This is a genomic window from Chryseobacterium sp. SIMBA_028 (assembly GCF_046535285.1).
GTDB lineage: Bacteria > Bacteroidota > Bacteroidia > Flavobacteriales > Weeksellaceae > Chryseobacterium.
In genome coordinates this window covers 41331-57810 of record NZ_JAWRWZ010000010.1, presented here as the reverse complement: position 1 = coordinate 57810, position 16480 = coordinate 41331, and the positions used below count along the sequence as shown (strand labels likewise).

Annotated in this window: 14 protein-coding genes; 8 read left to right on the top strand and 6 right to left on the bottom strand. The window is 33.8% G+C overall.

The features are described 5' to 3' along the window. Positions 1–189 precede the first annotated feature (189 nt). Positions 190–2367: an ATP-binding protein gene (locus SCA31_RS14325; RefSeq protein ID WP_410697646.1), complete on the top strand. Its 2178-nt coding sequence runs from the start codon at positions 190–192 to the stop codon at positions 2365–2367. Positions 2368–2587: 220 nt separating this feature from the next. On the opposite strand, the gene SCA31_RS14320 is transcribed toward SCA31_RS14325, so the two are convergent. From SCA31_RS14320 to SCA31_RS14310, 3 genes are all read right to left on the bottom strand, one after another. Then, complete coding sequence (locus tag SCA31_RS14320; RefSeq protein ID WP_106915504.1) at positions 2588–2947, bottom strand: prevent-host-death protein; 360 nt, start codon at positions 2945–2947, stop codon at positions 2588–2590. A gap of 328 nt (positions 2948–3275) precedes the next feature. After that, positions 3276–3722, bottom strand: coding sequence for a KTSC domain-containing protein (locus SCA31_RS14315; RefSeq protein WP_410697645.1), 447 nt, complete (start codon positions 3720–3722; stop codon positions 3276–3278). 118 nt (positions 3723–3840) lie between these two features. Further along, positions 3841–4509 carry a hypothetical protein gene (locus tag SCA31_RS14310; RefSeq protein WP_410697644.1) on the bottom strand — a complete coding sequence of 223 codons (669 nt, stop codon included), beginning with the start codon at positions 4507–4509 and terminating at the stop codon, positions 3841–3843. A gap of 585 nt (positions 4510–5094) precedes the next feature. On the opposite strand from SCA31_RS14310, the gene SCA31_RS14305 reads away from it, so the two are divergent. The 3 genes from SCA31_RS14305 to SCA31_RS14295 all read left to right on the top strand — a co-directional run bounded on the left by SCA31_RS14305 (position 5095) and on the right by SCA31_RS14295 (position 8462). Continuing rightward, positions 5095–5748, top strand: coding sequence for a TetR/AcrR family transcriptional regulator (locus SCA31_RS14305; RefSeq protein WP_410697643.1), 654 nt, complete (start codon positions 5095–5097; stop codon positions 5746–5748). Between the two features lie 235 nt (positions 5749–5983). Continuing rightward, the gene (locus SCA31_RS14300; protein WP_410697642.1) at positions 5984–6628 is read left to right on the top strand and encodes a TetR/AcrR family transcriptional regulator; all 645 of its coding nucleotides are present in this window, start codon (positions 5984–5986) and stop codon (positions 6626–6628) included. A gap of 709 nt (positions 6629–7337) precedes the next feature. Continuing rightward, entirely contained in the window at positions 7338–8462 is a 1125-nt protein-coding gene (locus SCA31_RS14295) for a lactonase family protein (protein ID WP_410697641.1), read from the top strand. 47 nt (positions 8463–8509) lie between these two features. Here the strand turns inward: SCA31_RS14295 and SCA31_RS14290 are convergent, their stop codons facing one another. From SCA31_RS14290 to SCA31_RS14280, 3 genes are all read right to left on the bottom strand, one after another. Further along, positions 8510–9715: an MFS transporter gene (locus tag SCA31_RS14290; protein WP_410697640.1), complete on the bottom strand. Its 1206-nt coding sequence runs from the start codon at positions 9713–9715 to the stop codon at positions 8510–8512. An 88-nt stretch (positions 9716–9803) separates the two neighbouring features. Then, positions 9804–10715, bottom strand: coding sequence for a helix-turn-helix domain-containing protein (locus tag SCA31_RS14285; RefSeq protein ID WP_410697639.1), 912 nt, complete (start codon positions 10713–10715; stop codon positions 9804–9806). Between the two features lie 98 nt (positions 10716–10813). Then, on the bottom strand, positions 10814–11326 hold the full coding sequence (locus SCA31_RS14280) for a hypothetical protein (protein WP_410697638.1): 513 nt from the start codon (positions 11324–11326) through the stop codon (positions 10814–10816). 89 nt (positions 11327–11415) lie between these two features. Here SCA31_RS14280 and SCA31_RS14275 point away from each other — a divergent pair, with 89 nt between their 5' ends. From SCA31_RS14275 to SCA31_RS14260, 4 genes are all read left to right on the top strand, one after another. Further along, on the top strand, positions 11416–12855 hold the full coding sequence (locus SCA31_RS14275; RefSeq protein ID WP_410697637.1) for a PLP-dependent aminotransferase family protein: 1440 nt from the start codon (positions 11416–11418) through the stop codon (positions 12853–12855). A 277-nt stretch (positions 12856–13132) separates the two neighbouring features. Beyond that, complete coding sequence (locus tag SCA31_RS14270; protein WP_076351451.1) at positions 13133–13309, top strand: histone H1; 177 nt, start codon at positions 13133–13135, stop codon at positions 13307–13309. A 217-nt stretch (positions 13310–13526) separates the two neighbouring features. Further along, entirely contained in the window at positions 13527–14708 is a 1182-nt protein-coding gene (locus tag SCA31_RS14265) for a hypothetical protein (RefSeq protein ID WP_410697636.1), read from the top strand. Between the two features lie 176 nt (positions 14709–14884). Continuing rightward, a complete protein-coding gene (locus SCA31_RS14260; RefSeq protein ID WP_410697635.1) occupies positions 14885–16456 on the top strand; it encodes a M20/M25/M40 family metallo-hydrolase in 1572 nt (523 codons plus the stop codon). Positions 16457–16480 lie beyond the last annotated feature (24 nt).

Here is a 16480-nt window from a genome sequence, read left to right as displayed (position 1 = left end):
TAATCGTGAGTTTTACTGTTAGTGATATCAAGATTTCAATTGAAGAAATAAATTTCTGTATTTTAGTTATAGTTTAGTATTTTAGTAAATCTATTCGATATCTTTTATTCAGGGCGTTTACCTGTATTCTTAATAATAACGCTCTTAAAGATTTCTGAATATTACAGTTTTATTTTAAATAAGGAAATTATGCTTCAGGTTGGATGTCATGAAGAGCAAATACATCTTTGCGGAAAAATCCAGTATTTTGGTTATCTATTTGTTTTTGAAAACGATAAATGCATTGCAGCCAGCAGTAACGTGGTTGAAATTACAAAGCTTTCTTTTGAAAGAATATTGGGGCTTACAATAGATCAATTGCTGAATTTGATTGTTGATGACAGCAGATCCGTGATCTCCGAAATAGAGAAATACATATCTGTCCCACTTAAAAGGTTTACAGAACGTATCTCTGTTCGTAATCAAGAATACTATCTCTGCATCTATCAATATGATAAAAAAATATTTTTTGAGATTGAAATTTGTAATAATTACATTGTAAAACCAACAGATTTAAATAATTATGCCAGTGAATTTGGGAGTAGTGAAGATTGTTGGCAGTTATTGACCCATCTGGTCAAAGAAATAACGGGTTTTGACCGTGCAATGGTTTACCGATTTCTTGAGGATAATAGCGGACAGGTAATTGCAGAATCAAAAAATGAAGAATTACCTTCATATTTGTCATATCGATATCCTGAATTTGATATTCCTATACAGGCACGCGAGCTATATGTAAGGTTTCCTGCCCGCAATGCTGCGAATGTAGATGGGGAAATATTTGATATTCTTGGAGTTTCTCCTGATAAACTGGATTTAAGTTACTGTAGTCTTAGAGCTTTTTCGCCTATACATCTGCAGTATCTACGTAATACAAATACCTATGCCAGTGCTAGCTTTTCGATTATAATTGAAGAAAAGCTTTGGGGATTGGTTACCTGTCAAAATACGGAACCTAAACATGTTGATCTTGAACAGAGAAATTTATGTGCTTTCTTAGCGCAGTATGCTGCAAACTATCACCTTTTGGAACATCAAAAAGAATTGATTGCTGCTCATAAAATTATGGGAGCTATTGAAAGGGATCTTAAAGCTGAACTTTTAATGCAATATGATTTTGAGGATGTTCTAAAAAAATATGCGCCTAAGATAATGGATATTATTGCTGCTGATGGACTTGTGGTGAAGTATAATGGCGAGTTGAGCTATATAGGAGAGACTCCTGATGAAAGCGGAATAAAAATAATAGATAATTTTCTTTTGAATAATGAAGAAGAACGTTTTTTCTCTACAAACCAATTTAATTACTTTCAACCAGCATATCATGAAGATATTTACTTTCCTGGGGTGATTAGGATTAATTTAATTTCTGGAAGTCAATGGTTTATCTACCTTTTTCGAAAAGAAAATATTGTTGAGGAAACGTGGGCCGGAAAACCAGAGAAATTTTTTATAAAACCAGAGGGAAGCCAGATTTCCTATCCTAGTCCACGAACATCTTTTGAAAGCTGGAAAAAAATGACGAAAGGGAAGGCTATAAGCTGGAAAATAAGAGAGCTTGCATTTCTTGAAAAAATAGCATACGTTATACAACAGACAATTACCCAAAGAGGTGGAGAAATCTTCAAATTGAACAGAGAACTTATCCGTGCAAATAGTGCGTTAGATACCTTTGGGTATATACTTACTCATGATCTTAAAAACCCTATGGCAATGATTAACCTGTCAGCAAATATGATTCTTAGTCGTGAAGAGGACAAAAACAAACTATTCCATAGGTTGGCAGCTAATATTCTTCGTTCAACTCACCTTATGACAGAGATGATGGATAAGGTTTATGAACTTTCCCAGTCTACATACATTCATTTTGAGCTTGAAATGATTAATCCGCAAAGAAAAATAATGGACATTCTGGAAAACACAAAGAAAGAATATGAAAGTAAAAATCTTAAATTTATTCTTGGTGAAACAATAGCAATTCCGGGAGAGAGAACATTACTTTATCAAATGTTTTTAAACCTTATTGGGAATGCCGTTAAATATAGTTCCCAAGAGAAACATCCTATTGTAGAGGTTAAAAGTTATAGAAGAGATTTGTCGGTTATTTATGAAATTCGGGATAATGGTATTGGTATTGATTTGAGCCATGGGGCCAATATATTTGAGATTTTTAGAAGAATGCCAAATACTACAGCATTTGAAGGGGCAGGGATTGGGTTATCGATTGTCAAAAGAATAGCAGATCGTTTAGGAGCTAAGGTCTCCGTCGAGAGTAAGATGAATATAGGAACAATTTTTTTTATTGAATTTACGAATGTTCCTCTATAATAAATAGTTGTTAAAGCTTCTTGCTTTCAATTTTATGTATTGAAAACTCTACTTTGCAATAGGACACATATATTGTAATAAAATTAATCAGCAATAGGATGCGTAAAAATATCCCGAATATTAATTTAATAATCAGAGTATAGCAGACATAAAAATAGAAAAGAAATGAAAAAAGACACGAGCATTAAGCTCGTGCCATAGAATTTAATTACTGAAAATATTAATTCAGATTATAATTAGCAATGACCAAGCTCAAAATGAAATGAACATAATTCTGTTCAGCATCTTTTCTATTGATCAGTTTATTTTTATACTCGTAAGAACTCAAAACCCTCGCTAGCTTTTGATAGGTTTCAAAATCATCTCCTTTAATCTTCACCCTGATGTTATCATCCTTTCTTTTAATGAGCTCATTGTCTATAGTTCTGACTTTAAATAATACTTCACATAGTGTTGGACGAGACTTCATAGACCCAATAAATCTTTCAACAACATTAATCTTGAATGCATCAAATAAAATGTTATGAAAAACAATTTTAGAGTTAGGCTCTTGAGTATTGAGCTCAAGCTTATAATTCATTATTTTAAATTTTGGTAAATATAGGCTTAATTATAACAAATAACAGCGTATTTTAATAGAAGGTTCCCATCATAATGATTGAATTTTATTCAATACATCATAAACAAGGTACCAAAAAAATATAGTTTCTATTGATAATTAATTGAAATATAGGATTCTAATTGAATTCAGAGTGGGATTTTAAATGAGGACCTAAAATGTTATATGAAATAATAATTTTTCAGTTAAATGTGAAGTAGGAAGTTGTATAACTTTTTCTTCCTTTTATTTTTGTATAAAAAAAGACTTTCGGAATAAATCGAAAGTCTTTTTTATTTTTATTGAAAAATTAATCTTCCATAGCCTCACCAGACTTTCTGTAGATAAAATTTCCATAGATATGTCTTCTTGCAAAACGGCTTGGTGAATCTGCATTCACCATTTTTATATACGTATTTCTTGGTACACCTAGATATTCATACATTTTTCCATTCAAATGCTGAATGTTCAAAATCTGCTTTTCAAAATAGAAATCATGAATATTAGACTTTGTTATTGTTTCAGTATATTCTTCCTTATATTTTTCCTGAGTTTCCTCATTAATGCTTACCAAAAAATGATAGGCTTCAATTACAGCCTTACTTTTTTCTTCAGCTTCCAGTTTTCCAGTTTCATCATTAACAAATTTATCAGGATGCGAATCTTTCATCGTATTTCTGTAAATTACTTTTAATTCTTTTAAAGTTACATTTTTGTCAACCCCAAGAAGCTTTCTATGCTCACCAACTCTTTTCATAATTTGAATCCCTATTTTCGGGGTGCAAAATTAAGGAAATTAATTCTAAAAATCATAACTTATTCATTATTAATTTATTTGAAACCTGAAAAGTAGGTTGTAACTTAATTTAAAGCGGTTATTCAAGTATCGAACCATCAGAATATACAATTTTCTGAACATCAAAGTCAAAACTTAAGTCTTCAAGCTTTGCAGCGGCTATTTTTTTATCTTCATTAGAAAACTGGTTATAGTCAAAAGCGGCATCACCCTTAAAAGTAGCGTTACCTGCAATTCTGTCATCTGTAAAATCCATGCTATAAGAGTCTCCAATTTGTTCTCCTAATGCATTATAGATTTTGAAGCTAATTTTAGCAGCTTTTATTTCTTTTGTAGATTTATTTTGAATAGCATATTTGAATAAGTTATAATCATCTAATCTCCCGACATCAAAGTTACTCGGAACATATTCTTTATCAAATATTGTCACAATAAGCGCTTCTTTCATTTTCTGTTTCCTTGCTTCAGCTTCCTTTTTTGCTTTTGCTGCCAAAGCTTCTTCTTCGGCCTTAAATTTTTTAGCTTCGTCCAGAATACCCTGATAGGTCTTGTTTTCTAAAGATTCACCTTTCAGTTTAGCTCTTATCAACCATCCTGCAAATAATCCTGCATCTTGTTCGTTCCATTTTTTGCTTTCCCCAATTTCTTTTAGGTCTTCAGCCATGGTAGCTTCATTATATTTTTTGCTTGTTGGATTTGAGCAGGCTGTTAGAAATACCAGGCCACATAGTACCAAAATTTTCTTCATGATTTAATTTGTTTAAATTAATTATTAGTGTTATAATTTTAACTAAAGATAAAAATATTGATATTGTAATGTGTAAACCGAATAATTTTTAATATTTCGTTCGGAAGTATAAAGACAGCATCATTAGAAACTTTGTGTTTCTGCTAGTGTTGTGTGTTTTTACCTTTTAGTCTCTGAATATTTTATACTTCTTGTAGCTTTTAATTAAAGAAGCCTTTTAACGAGAGGGTCATTCAGTTTAGATTTATCAACTTATACAGCGTTTGGGATTAATGCTGTGGCAAAAGTTTTTACTGGCTGACCCTACACGAAATCTGGAATTCTGAGCAATTACTATTTTAGTTTCAGCATTTGTATAACCTTTGGAATAGAAACTTCAATGTTTCCCATTTTCCTTATGCTTGAATGTTGTAGGTTCTAAAATGGACAATAACGTCTTCAAAATTAGTCATAATTTTTTTTAATCCAAATAGTGTTTTATATATGTAGAATGGTTTAGTTTGTGCAAATATATGAAATTAGGACACTTATTAGTGTCTAAAATAATTAAAAATTTCATAAACTTGTATAATTGAATGTTTAATCATGGAAAGAAAATCAGCAGCGGGCAGTATCCGAAACAAGGAACGCAGTAAAAAGAAATTCTTGGATGCGGTTGGGAAAATTCTGAAAACCAAGGGTTATGCAGGATTAAAGGTAAATGACATCGCTACTACAGCAGGTGTAGATAAAAAGATGATCTACACCTACTTTGGTGGCATTGATGGCTTGATAGACGAGTACATTCGCTCACAGGATTATTGGATTAATGCAACAACAGATAAGACAGACAAAATATTACCTGATATAAAAGACGGTGGAGAATCCTTTATCAAAGAAATGCTACTCTCCCAGTTTGATTATGTTTATACCAATAAGGAAGCCCAAAAATTATTACTCTGGAGTTTATCTGAACCTCGAAAGTCATTAAAAAAACTAATTGATACCCAGGAAGAAAACGGAGAACATATTTTTAAATATATTTTCCATCCTTATTTTAAAGGAAATTCAGAAGATTTTCGAGCAATTATGGCGATCATGGTTTCCGGGCTTTATTATTTGAATATGTTTGCATCAGTAAATGGTAGTGTTTTTTGTGGTCTGGACATGAATAGTCCTGAAGGACGTGAAAGAGTTAAAAGAGCAATATCCTTTATGGTAGGGCAAACCTATGAAAATTTGAATACTCAAGAAGATTGAGGAAAATATTCCTATTTTAAATAATAAAAAAACAGCATCATTAGAAATCTAGTGATGCTGTTACTTTTAGTGTTTTTACCTTAGTGTTTCGAAATTTTTTACATTTTTTTTCACCCAGATCGCGTTTGAAAATATATAGAATGGTTGTTAGTTGGTGCAAATATACAAAATAAGACACTAACTAGTGTTTAAAATGATTAAATTTTCTTAAACTTGTACAATTGAATGTTTAAGCATGGAAAGAAAATCAACAGCAGGCAGTATTAGAAACAGGGAGCGTAGTAAAAAAAAATTTTTGGATGCCGTTGGAAAAATTCTAAAAACAAAAGGCCATGCAGGACTAAAAATTAATGATATTGCTTCTACAGCCGGGGTTGATAAAAAAATGATCTACGTTTATTTTGGTGGTATGGATGGGTTGATGGATGAATATATTCGGTCACACGATTACTGGAGCAAAATTACAACCGAAGAAATTGAAAAAATGAAGCCGAAGATAGATGACGGAGGAAGATCATTCATGGAAGAAATGTTACACTCGCAGTTTGATTATATATATAAAAATAAGGAAGCACAAAAACTACTACTATGGAGATTATCTGAGTCTCGAAAATCATTAAAAAAACTCACAGATACCCAGGAGGAAAACGGAGAATACATATTTAAATTAATGATGGATCCTTATTTTAAGGAGAATTCGAAAGATCTTCGTGCTACAATGGCAATCATAGTTTCGGGTCTTTATTATTTGAATTTGAGGTCTTCTGTGAATAGCAATATTTTTTGTGGAGTAGATGTTACTTCTACTGATGGACGTGATAACATCAAAAGAGCGGTGTCTTTTTTAATAGGGCAAGCCTATGATAATTTATCATACTAATAATCTCAATAGTTAGTAAACGCCTCTGCTTGTGCCAACGATCAGAATGGATCCTTTTATAAAGAAATAAAAAACAGCATCATTAGAACTCTAATGATGCTGTTACATTTAGTGCTTTTACCTTAGTATTCGAAATTTTTTTTTTCTCAACGTAGTGTTAAAATATATAGAATGGTTGTTAGTTTGTGCAAATATATAAAATAAGACACTAATAAGTGTCTAAAAATTGTGAAAAATTTTATACCCTTTTATCATTGAACAGTTAATCAGGGTGATAAAGAGAGTGGTAGTTGGCTTTTTCAGAGAAAATAATACTTTAAAAATCTTAAAATAAAGGTGGTCAGTATTAATTGTAGATAAAATTATATCTACACTAGAAGTTGATAGTTATGAAAAATCAAAAAAGAGGTAAATGAATGCCTCTTGATTTTATATTATTGATGATGATTTTAAATCTTTATGATAATTGCATATCATTCAGTATTCTTATTTTAAAAATAATCTTAGGAAAAACCTTTCTAATAGAGGATCTATAATATCCTTGTTTTCTCTTAGTAATAAGGTTAGATTAAAGTCTATCTTTATTTAATAAAGCTTATTGATTTTTTCTCAAAAAACCATAACGATTCAGTATTTTGAATAGTAACTAATACATACATTTGCAGCTCGTTCGCAGTATTTTTCAAAACATTTCCAAAAACTAATAAAATTGAAAAAAAGGATAAGTAGTATGCTTGTTGTTATCCTATCAGCTATCAACCTATATGCACAGGATACATATGTATTTTTTGGCTCATTTAACCGTGATAAAGAAATCGAGGGAATTTATGTCTATCAACTGGATACCATTAAAGGTAAACTATCAAAAGTAACATCTGTTAAGGGAATTTTAAATCCATCATTTCTGACTTTGTCCCCCAACAAAAAATATCTTTTTGCCTGTACTGAAAGTAAAACTAAAGGTGCAGGAAGCATAAGCAGTTTCGAGTTTAATCCCCGGAAAAAGACACTGACTTTTATCAATAGCCAAAAAAGTGGAGGCGAAAATCCTGTGTATCTGGCTGCTCACAAAAATGGTAAATGGCTGATAAATGGGAATTATACCGAGGGAAGTACTTCAGTCTATCTGGTTTCAGAGAATGGATTTATACAACCGTACGTTCAGAATCTCCAATTTTCAGAGGGAAGTATTGATCCGAACAGACAGGAGCGTTCCCATATTCACTCAACTGTGTTTTCGCCTAATTTTGATTATGTGTTTTTACCCGATCTGGGAGCAGATAAAATAAGAAGTTATAGCTTTAACAATGATCAGAGGGAACCATTGATAGAGACTGAAAAACCTTTTACACAAGCTGTTTTAGGAAGTGGACCAAGGCATTTTACATTTCATCCCAATGGTAACTATGCCTATTGTATTGAGGAAATGGCGGGAGCGGTGAGTGTATTTAAGTATGAAAGTGGAAAATTAGAAAGTATTCAGAGAATAAATACTCATTCAGATAAAATTAAGAATAGTTTTGAAAGCTCAGATGTTCATATCTCTCCCGATGGCTGTTATTTATACGCTTCAAATAGAGGTCAGGAGAACAATATAGCCATCTTTTCAATTCAAAATGACGGAACTCTGAAAAATGTAGGATACCAACCGACCGGAGGAAAACATCCAAGGGTATTTGCTATTGACAGCACTGGAAATTTTTTAATAACAACAAACTCAGTAAGTGGAACAGCAACTGTATTTAAACGGAATCTTGAGACCGGATTGCTGAAAAGAGTGGGAAGAAAAGTGAAAATGAAAGGAGTGTCATCCGTACAAATTGGGACGTATTAATGCTTAATTAATTCAAAAATAAGCGATAAGGAATAAAAAAGCAGAGATTAATTCTCTGCTTTTTCTTTTTTTACAGCTCGATGCATAACAAGAATAATTCCGAGGAGTAGACATGCAATGATGAGGTAACGCCAGGAAAGATCTTTTTGTTCTGTAACAGTTCCGCTTATGGAAATAATAAAACTGGTTATTGAAGTAATTACATAAACCAAACCGCCCATTAAACCACCTGCTGTTCCTGCATTTTTAGGGAAGTATAACATACTTGTTGTAAAAAATGAGGTAAATAAAATTCCGGAGCAGATATGAATAAAAAAGGCAAAAGGAATCATAATGAAAAGACTTTCTGCAAAATAACTGGTGATAATTAAACTTGCAATCAGGATCAATTGAAGCAAAATTGGCTGTAGGATTCTGGGTTTAAAATCCAATGTCAGCCTGCGCTTTCCAATAAAACCACCAATCATCCATGAGAATCCCAGAATTAAGGTACAATATCCTATCACTACAGGGGTGAAATTAAAGGTGTTTTCAATAATAAACGGTCCTGTAATATTGAACAGCATCACAATGGAATAACTTAGTCCTAAAATAAAAATTCCCAGCATAAAGATTCTGTTTTTAAGCATCATCTTGTATAGGGTGATATTTTCCGAAAGATCCAGTTTCTTTTTCTGTGGAAGACTTTCTCCACTGAAGAACCACTCAAACAGGAATAAAAATCCTGCATAAAAAGCAAGGAAATAAAAGTTAGCATGCCAGTTGAAAAGTTTTTCAAGATAACCTCCTAGAAAAGGAGCCAGAATAGGACCGCAGGACCATACAATGGTAAAGTAGCTCAGGTAATGCTTTACTTTTTCTGAGTCATAAAGGTCTACAAAAATAGCACGGGTAGCTACTACAAGAACAGAAACAGCAGCCCCCTGAAGAATACGGAGCAGGCATATTAAAAAAATACTGTTGGTTGTGGTGATTAAAATACTACTCAGTATCAAAATAAATAAAGCAATCAGCTTAGGGCGATAACGTCCAATGCTGTCCAGAATTCCACCTACAAACAATTGGGAAATCCCATAGCTCAGCAGATAAGACGTTAACGTAATCTGGATATCTTTTTCCGAAACCATCATCTCCTTGGCCATGGAGGGAAAAGAGGGTAAGTAAATATCAGTGACAAATCCCGAAAGTGGAATAGACACAAAGGCCACAATGGTTATTAATCTGATGCGTTGTTCAGATGCTTCTCTCAACATATTCATTCTTTTTTACAATGCAAAAATAGTTCAAGAAATAGAAAAACCAATTTTAAAAGACAAAGTAAAAATTACAAAATTCAAATATTTAAATAGCGTTCTTAAATTTTAATGGTGAAACCTGAGCATGTTTTTTAAAGAAGTTATTAAAATGGGAGGGTTGCTCAAAACCAAGAGTGTAGCCAATTTGAGCAATGTCCCAGTTAGTATATTTGAGGAGGTTTTTAGATTCTTCAAACATTTTGTCCTTAATGATTTGTGTTGTAGTGAGATGGGTTACTGATTTTACTGAGGAGTTCAAGTGATTGACGTGTACATTCAAATGGTCTGCAAAGTCAGAAGCCGTTTTTAGGGCTAATGGATACGCAGGTGAATCCAGAGGAAATTGTTTATTAAGCAGCTCATCAAATAATCTGTACAGTCGGACGTTAGCTGGAAGTTCATTAAGACTTATATCCTCCACACGGCTTTCTAAAGCAAGATGTAACACAGAGGCAAGGTTACTTTTAATGCCGCTGCATCGAAACGGATAAGCAGAATGGTTCAACTTGTGCATCTGCTCAAAATACATATTGGCCAACTGTGTCTGCTCCTCATTCAGAAAAATAAAAGGCTTGCTCCATTCCTTAAACAACGAAGTCTTTTTAAATAAATTAAACTCCGAATTTCCATTAAAAAACTCCTGATTGAACAAACAGAAATATCCTTCCTGAATAGTATCCCCACATTCCCACGAATAAGGAATATTGGGTGATGGAAAAAAAAGAACCGGACGGTCAATATAGAGTTTGTGTGAGCCATAATGAACCGTTCCTTTTCCTATCATAAAACAGATTTTATAATAATCACGTCGGTTGTAAGGACTTTTAAAGCCACAGTATTTCCGGGGAAATATATTGAAATGAGACTTTCCTTCTTCAAGATCTGAATATGACATTTCCAACAGATCCTTACGGGTGCGTTTGTAATAATCTTCTATGGTTTCCAGTTGATCACTCATTACTTTTAAATTATGAAAATCAAAGATAGGCAAATCTTTTGTCTTTAGATTTGCCTTTGAATAAGTTGTATATGATCCGAATTCTTTTAAGGTTTTTTCTAATTTTTAGTGATTTGTAATTCCATAATATAAGACGGCAGGAGAAATGGATTTGTTTGCGAGTTTTCCTTAATAACAAAACCAGACTCTTTGAAAAATTCCAATAAAGGATCTTCTGTAAAGATATTAGTCCATAATATATCTGTAAATGCTGTTGCAGATTTGCTTTTTTTCCAAAGAGATTCCCTAATTTCAGATAAATTATATTCCTGAAGAATAACAAAATTAAGTTCTGTAATTCTTTTGTCTTCTGAAAAGCCAGGATAAGCGGAACCACTTTTCAAAATGCCATATCCCACCGGCTTCTGATCTGCGTAGGTAATGATAAGCTGATTAGATAGATTATTCAGTTCATTAATCATTTTTCTCGGATCCCAGTTCTCAATGTATTTTTTGAGATTTTCCTCTGAAATAAGGTTTTTGTAAGTATTGCTAATCGAAGATGTAATGACTGTAAAAAGATCATCAACTCCCTGGTCTGAACCTATGGTAAATTTTGAAATGACTTCCATTCTTTTTTTATCAAAATTATAAGATTAATCTATTCATAATAGGTACAGTTTGTTAAAATATAACCGATACAGATGGGTATTTTGTAAATTTGTTCAGTACAGATTCAGATAGCATGGTGAAGTCTTATAAATATGAAGTTTTTACAAAGGGGATTGAGGAGCAAATCCGCAAAGGAATTTTGCAGGCTAAAGATCGTTTGCCTTCTGTCCGCGAGATAAAGGAAAGGTATAATCTAAGTACAAGTTCCATACAAAGTGGTTTTGAATCTCTGATGATTAAGGGATTAATTGAGAGTCGTTCGCGTTCAGGATATTTTGTTACTGAGATGAAAGAAAGGCGTATTCCGGAGATAAAGACAACACTTTCGCCGGTAGTAAGGGATAAGGTGTTTATGAAGAATATGATGCTGACCTCCAAACCAAATTCCGAGGCGGCTTCCTTTAATAATACAGTGCCTGGAGACCTCCTGATTCCACAAAAATTGATCCTCAGGACAATGCAGCAGGTAATTCGTGAAAAAGGAGCATCATTACTCAGGTATTATCCCTCCAGCGGACTTGAGTCATTGAGGAAACAGATTGCCCAACGGATGGGAATATATGGCTGTACATTAAATCCTGAAGAATTGATTATTACTGACGGAGCCTTACAAGCCTTAACAATTGCATTAAGCTCTGTAACAAAGGCCGGAGATATTGTTGCGGTAGATAGCCCTTGTGTGTTTTCCGTATTGGAGGTGATCACGAATCTGGGGCTTAAGGTGATTGAAGTTCCAATGAATAATTGCAATGGTTTTGATGTAGAGTATTTTCAAAAGGCTTGTGTTGAAAATGATGTGCGTGCTCTGGTTGTTACTCCTAATTTTCATAATCCTACAGGTATCATGATGAGTGACGAGGCCAAAAAGAAAATACTAACAATTGCAGAAGTTCATAAGCTATGCATTATTGAGAATGATATTTATTCTGATCTTTATTTTGAAGAGGAAAGGCCATCCAGTATTAAAAGCTTTGATCATAAAGGATTGGTAATGATCTATTCCTCATTTTCAAAGACACTGGCACCCGGTATTCGTTTGGGGTGGCTTTATGCAGGCAATTATTATTCGAAAGCAGAGAGAACAAAGTTTGCCTTAGGAAGAACAGTTTCCCCGATTTATCAGGAGCTTGTTCTTAAGCTTTTGCAGGAAAACAGGTATGAAAGACACTTGCGCTCATTCAGGAAAAAATTACATCAGCAGGCAGTTCTGCTCTTGGAGGTTTTAAGGCGATACTTTCCTCAAGATTCATACTTTCAGCAACCAAAAGGAGGATACAGCATTTGGGGGCAAATGCCGGAAAATATGGATATGCAGAAATTCTATCAGTACTGTGAAGATCATAAGGTTCTATTTACACCCGGAGGTACATTCTCACGTACAGGTCAATATAGTCATCATTTTCGGATTGTTTTTGCAGAAAGAATTACTTCTGAAAGAATTATTTTATTGAGGAAAATGGGTGAAAAAGCACAAGATTTTCTTCTTTAAGGGTCATGAGAAAAAGTTGATCTGACTTGTTTAATGCTTTTTATGTTGTCTTGATGAGTAAAAAGAAGTTCTTTTTGAAACATTCCAAATCTCTTGAGAACCTGCTCTCAGGTGATAAAACGTGCTTTTTAAAAGATTCTGAGGGTGTTAACTAGAGAAAAATCGACTCTTACATAGAAATATGTTGAAAAAATAGCTTTTTACCTCAAATTTTTTTCACTGTAGTTAGGCTCGAATCACCATAAAACCTATATTTGCAGCCTAAATTTTTAAATAAATGAAAGAACTAATTGAAAAAATCAACGCGGAATTTGAAGCGTTTACAACTGAGGCAAACCAACAAGCGGAAAAAGGAAACAAGGCAGCTGGAACAAGAGCTCGTAAATCAGCTTTAGAACTAAGCAAATTGTTCAAGGATTTCAGAAAAGTTTCTGTAGAAGAAGCTAAGAAGTAATTCTCCTTTAGCCGGCTTTTGTAGCCGGTTTTTTTATGCCTTGATGTTACCTCAGACAGATATTGTACATAAGGTGATTTTCACTTTTCTATTCCAGCCGACTTATCTTTAGCTTTCATTATTCACCCTTTAATTTGTTGTATATTAATTTTTACACCGTATAGTGAGAACGTTGTAGATAATTTGTATTTTAGAAACATCAATGGTATAGGTTATTATGAAACATTATTTCTTCTTTTTGGTCCTGTATTTTGGACTTATTTCTGCTCAAAAAATTAGGGTAGTAGATTCGGAAACAGGCAGTCCGATTCCCAATGCAAGAATTATTTCACAAGATCAAATTGTTTATACCAACGAAGACGGCTATGCTCCTGTATCTCAGAGCGCTGTCAATTTTAACGTTTCAGCTTCAGGCTTTCAAAATGCTAAATTCCCTGAATTTAATTCCTCAATAAAGCTGAAAAGAGCCTATAAAAATATTGATGAAGTAAAAATGGCAAGTGTAGACATCAGGGAAATCTTTGAGGAGGTAAATAAAAACTATAAGAAAAGATATTATAGAGAACCATCTGTTTATGATGTGGTATACAAAGAGAAAAAAAGTGATAATAATAAACTTTATTTTCTGACTATTGCAGAGGCTAAGCTATGGAGTAAAAGTAATTATTACAATTATAAGGATGGATTTCAAAAGGATTATGACAGAATTCTACAAATGCAGCTGAACAATGTAAAATATTTGAAAAACATAAAGTCAGACAAGATTTTTATCCCCGGTACCAATGAATTTTCACATGAATACATGGGGAATTATTTTTTCAATTTTGAACTGAACCGCGTCCTATTTCATCTAAAGAATAAAAAAACAAAATATTCTGGATGGATGATCTTTGAAGAGGGTGACGAGCAGTTAATTACTTTTAAAATTAAATCATCAGAGGGGATTGATGTGAAAGGAGAATTTAAGTTTAATAAAGCAGATAAGGTAATTACCTATTTTGAAATACACTATTTACAGGAAAACTTCCCGATGGTTAAGAGAAAAACGGCAACCGGTGAAGAATATGATTATCAGCTTGGAAATGCAGTGCTTATTTTTGATTTCTATAAAAATGGAGGTGTGTATGTACCTGCATTAACCCGACTTGAAGGAAATAAGTATATCGCTTACTACAAGGGGATAAAACATGAGAAGAGAATAAGCAGAGAGCTCATTTATAATACCTTTAAAAAATCTGATGCGGATGGGCTTAATCCCAAAGTAGATTTTAGTAAAAATATTTGGGATAATGTTCAGGTAAAGGAAGATAAAAATAATACCATTTTGCTTTCCGAACAAGAACAGGAATTTGTGAACGAACAGTATGGAACTATCTCAGATAAAATGATTTTTCCTTGAGTTTCCTTTTAAAATAAATTATATCTTCTCATCTGTAAATTTTCAGGAGATATTTATATTTATGTTCTTGCACTTTCACATTAAAGGCGAAAACTCTTGCAGATAAAGCAAATTTTAACCCTATTCCTTTACCATCTCCACAATTTCTTTTATCTTTAAACCAATCAATAAATATTATGAGGATAAATAGATTTTTTGCAGTACCAGCTGTAGTGTTGGCTGTCCAATTTTCATGGGCTCAGGTAAAGGTGGATCCAAAAGAAAACCTTAACCCTATCGTAAAAAGTTTTGTAGATGAAGTAAATAATAATTCTCAGCTAGAGGGTATGGCTTACGAGCTTCTGGATGGTATAGGACCGCGTCTTGTAGGAACTCCGGAAATGCTTGCTGCCAACGAATGGAGTGCAGAAAAGCTTCGTTCATGGGGAATTGATGCTAATCTTCAGCAGTTTGGAACATGGAAAGGATGGCAAAGAGGAACTACCCATGTTGATATGGTATTTCCACGTGTAAAGTCATTGTCAGCAACGCAATTGGCATGGAGTCCTGCAACTAAGAAGGCTGTAGAGGCGGAGGTGGTTGTTCTTCCAAAGGTGTCTTCCAAGGCTGAATTTGATAAATGGCTTCCGTCTGTAAAGGGAAAAATAGTACTGATGGCTCAGTATCAGAAGATAGGACGTTCTGATGAACAGATCAAGGAATTTGCAACCCCGGAGCTGTATGAAAAACTTAAAGCAGAAAAAGATCAGGCTACCAAGGATTTTACAGCATATGTAAAAAATATCGGCTATGATAACAATACCCTTCCCGAAGCTTTAGAAAAGGCAGGAGCAGCAGGGATTGCTATTTCAAACTGGACAGGAATTATGGGTGCTAACAGAATTTTTGGAGCGAAGACCTCTAAAATTCCAATGGTTGATATTGACGTGGAAGACTATGGAATGCTTTATAGAATGGCCGAAAAAGGAGCTCAGCCTAAAATTAAGATTGATGCACAATCCAAAGTTCTTCCTGATGCCAAAAATTTCAATACGATTGGAATGATTAAGGGTAAGGAAAAACCTGAGGAATATGTAATCCTTTCTGCTCACCTTGATTCTTGGGATGGTGCTCAAGGAGCTACAGACAACGGAACAGGAACGCTTACCATGCTTGAAACCATGAGAATTCTGAAAAAATATTATCCAAATAATAAAAGAACAATCGTTATAGGGCTTTGGGGAAGCGAAGAACAAGGGTTAAACGGATCCAGAGGTTTTGTCGCAGATAATCCACAGATTATAAAAGGAGTGCAGGCAGCTTTTAATCAGGATAATGGAACGGGACGTGTGATCAATATCAGTGGTCAGGGATTTGTGAAAGCATATGACTACATCGGGAAATGGCTTGACGGAGTTCCAAAGGCGGTGAGAAGCCATATAAAAACTGATTTCCCGGGAATGCCTGGAGGTGGAGGTTCAGACCATGCTTCATTTGTAGCAGCGGGTGTACCTGGTTTTTCTCTAAGTTCTTTGAACTGGGGATATTTTGGATATACCTGGCACACCACAAAAGATACCTATGACAAAATTGTCTTCGATGAGGTGAAAAACAATGTTATCCTAACGGCTGCATTAGCGTATATGGCTTCTGAGGATCCGGAATTTACCAACAGAGAAAAAAGAGTAATGCCTAAGGATGAAAAAGGCGGTACGGTACAATGGCCGGAAGCAAGAGAACCAAAAAGAAGTTCTAAGGATTATAAATAAAAAAACGATAAAAACTTACAAATA

Coding starts and splice junctions, on each gene's coding strand:
- SCA31_RS14325 (WP_410697646.1), top strand. CDS start 190: ATGCTTCAGGTTGGATGTCATGAAGAGCAAATACATCTTTGCGGAAAA.
- SCA31_RS14320 (WP_106915504.1), bottom strand. CDS start 2,947: ATGAATTATAAGCTTGAGCTCAATACTCAAGAGCCTAACTCTAAAATT.
- SCA31_RS14270 (WP_076351451.1), top strand. CDS start 13,133: ATGAAAGAACTAATTGAAAAAATCAACGCGGAATTTGAAGCGTTTACA.
- SCA31_RS14280 (WP_410697638.1), bottom strand. CDS start 11,326: ATGGAAGTCATTTCAAAATTTACCATAGGTTCAGACCAGGGAGTTGAT.
- SCA31_RS14300 (WP_410697642.1), top strand. CDS start 5,984: ATGGAAAGAAAATCAACAGCAGGCAGTATTAGAAACAGGGAGCGTAGT.
- SCA31_RS14290 (WP_410697640.1), bottom strand. CDS start 9,715: ATGTTGAGAGAAGCATCTGAACAACGCATCAGATTAATAACCATTGTG.
- SCA31_RS14260 (WP_410697635.1), top strand. CDS start 14,885: ATGAGGATAAATAGATTTTTTGCAGTACCAGCTGTAGTGTTGGCTGTC.
- SCA31_RS14265 (WP_410697636.1), top strand. CDS start 13,527: ATGAAACATTATTTCTTCTTTTTGGTCCTGTATTTTGGACTTATTTCT.
- SCA31_RS14285 (WP_410697639.1), bottom strand. CDS start 10,715: ATGAGTGATCAACTGGAAACCATAGAAGATTATTACAAACGCACCCGT.
- SCA31_RS14310 (WP_410697644.1), bottom strand. CDS start 4,509: ATGAAGAAAATTTTGGTACTATGTGGCCTGGTATTTCTAACAGCCTGC.
- SCA31_RS14305 (WP_410697643.1), top strand. CDS start 5,095: ATGGAAAGAAAATCAGCAGCGGGCAGTATCCGAAACAAGGAACGCAGT.
- SCA31_RS14315 (WP_410697645.1), bottom strand. CDS start 3,722: ATGAAAAGAGTTGGTGAGCATAGAAAGCTTCTTGGGGTTGACAAAAAT.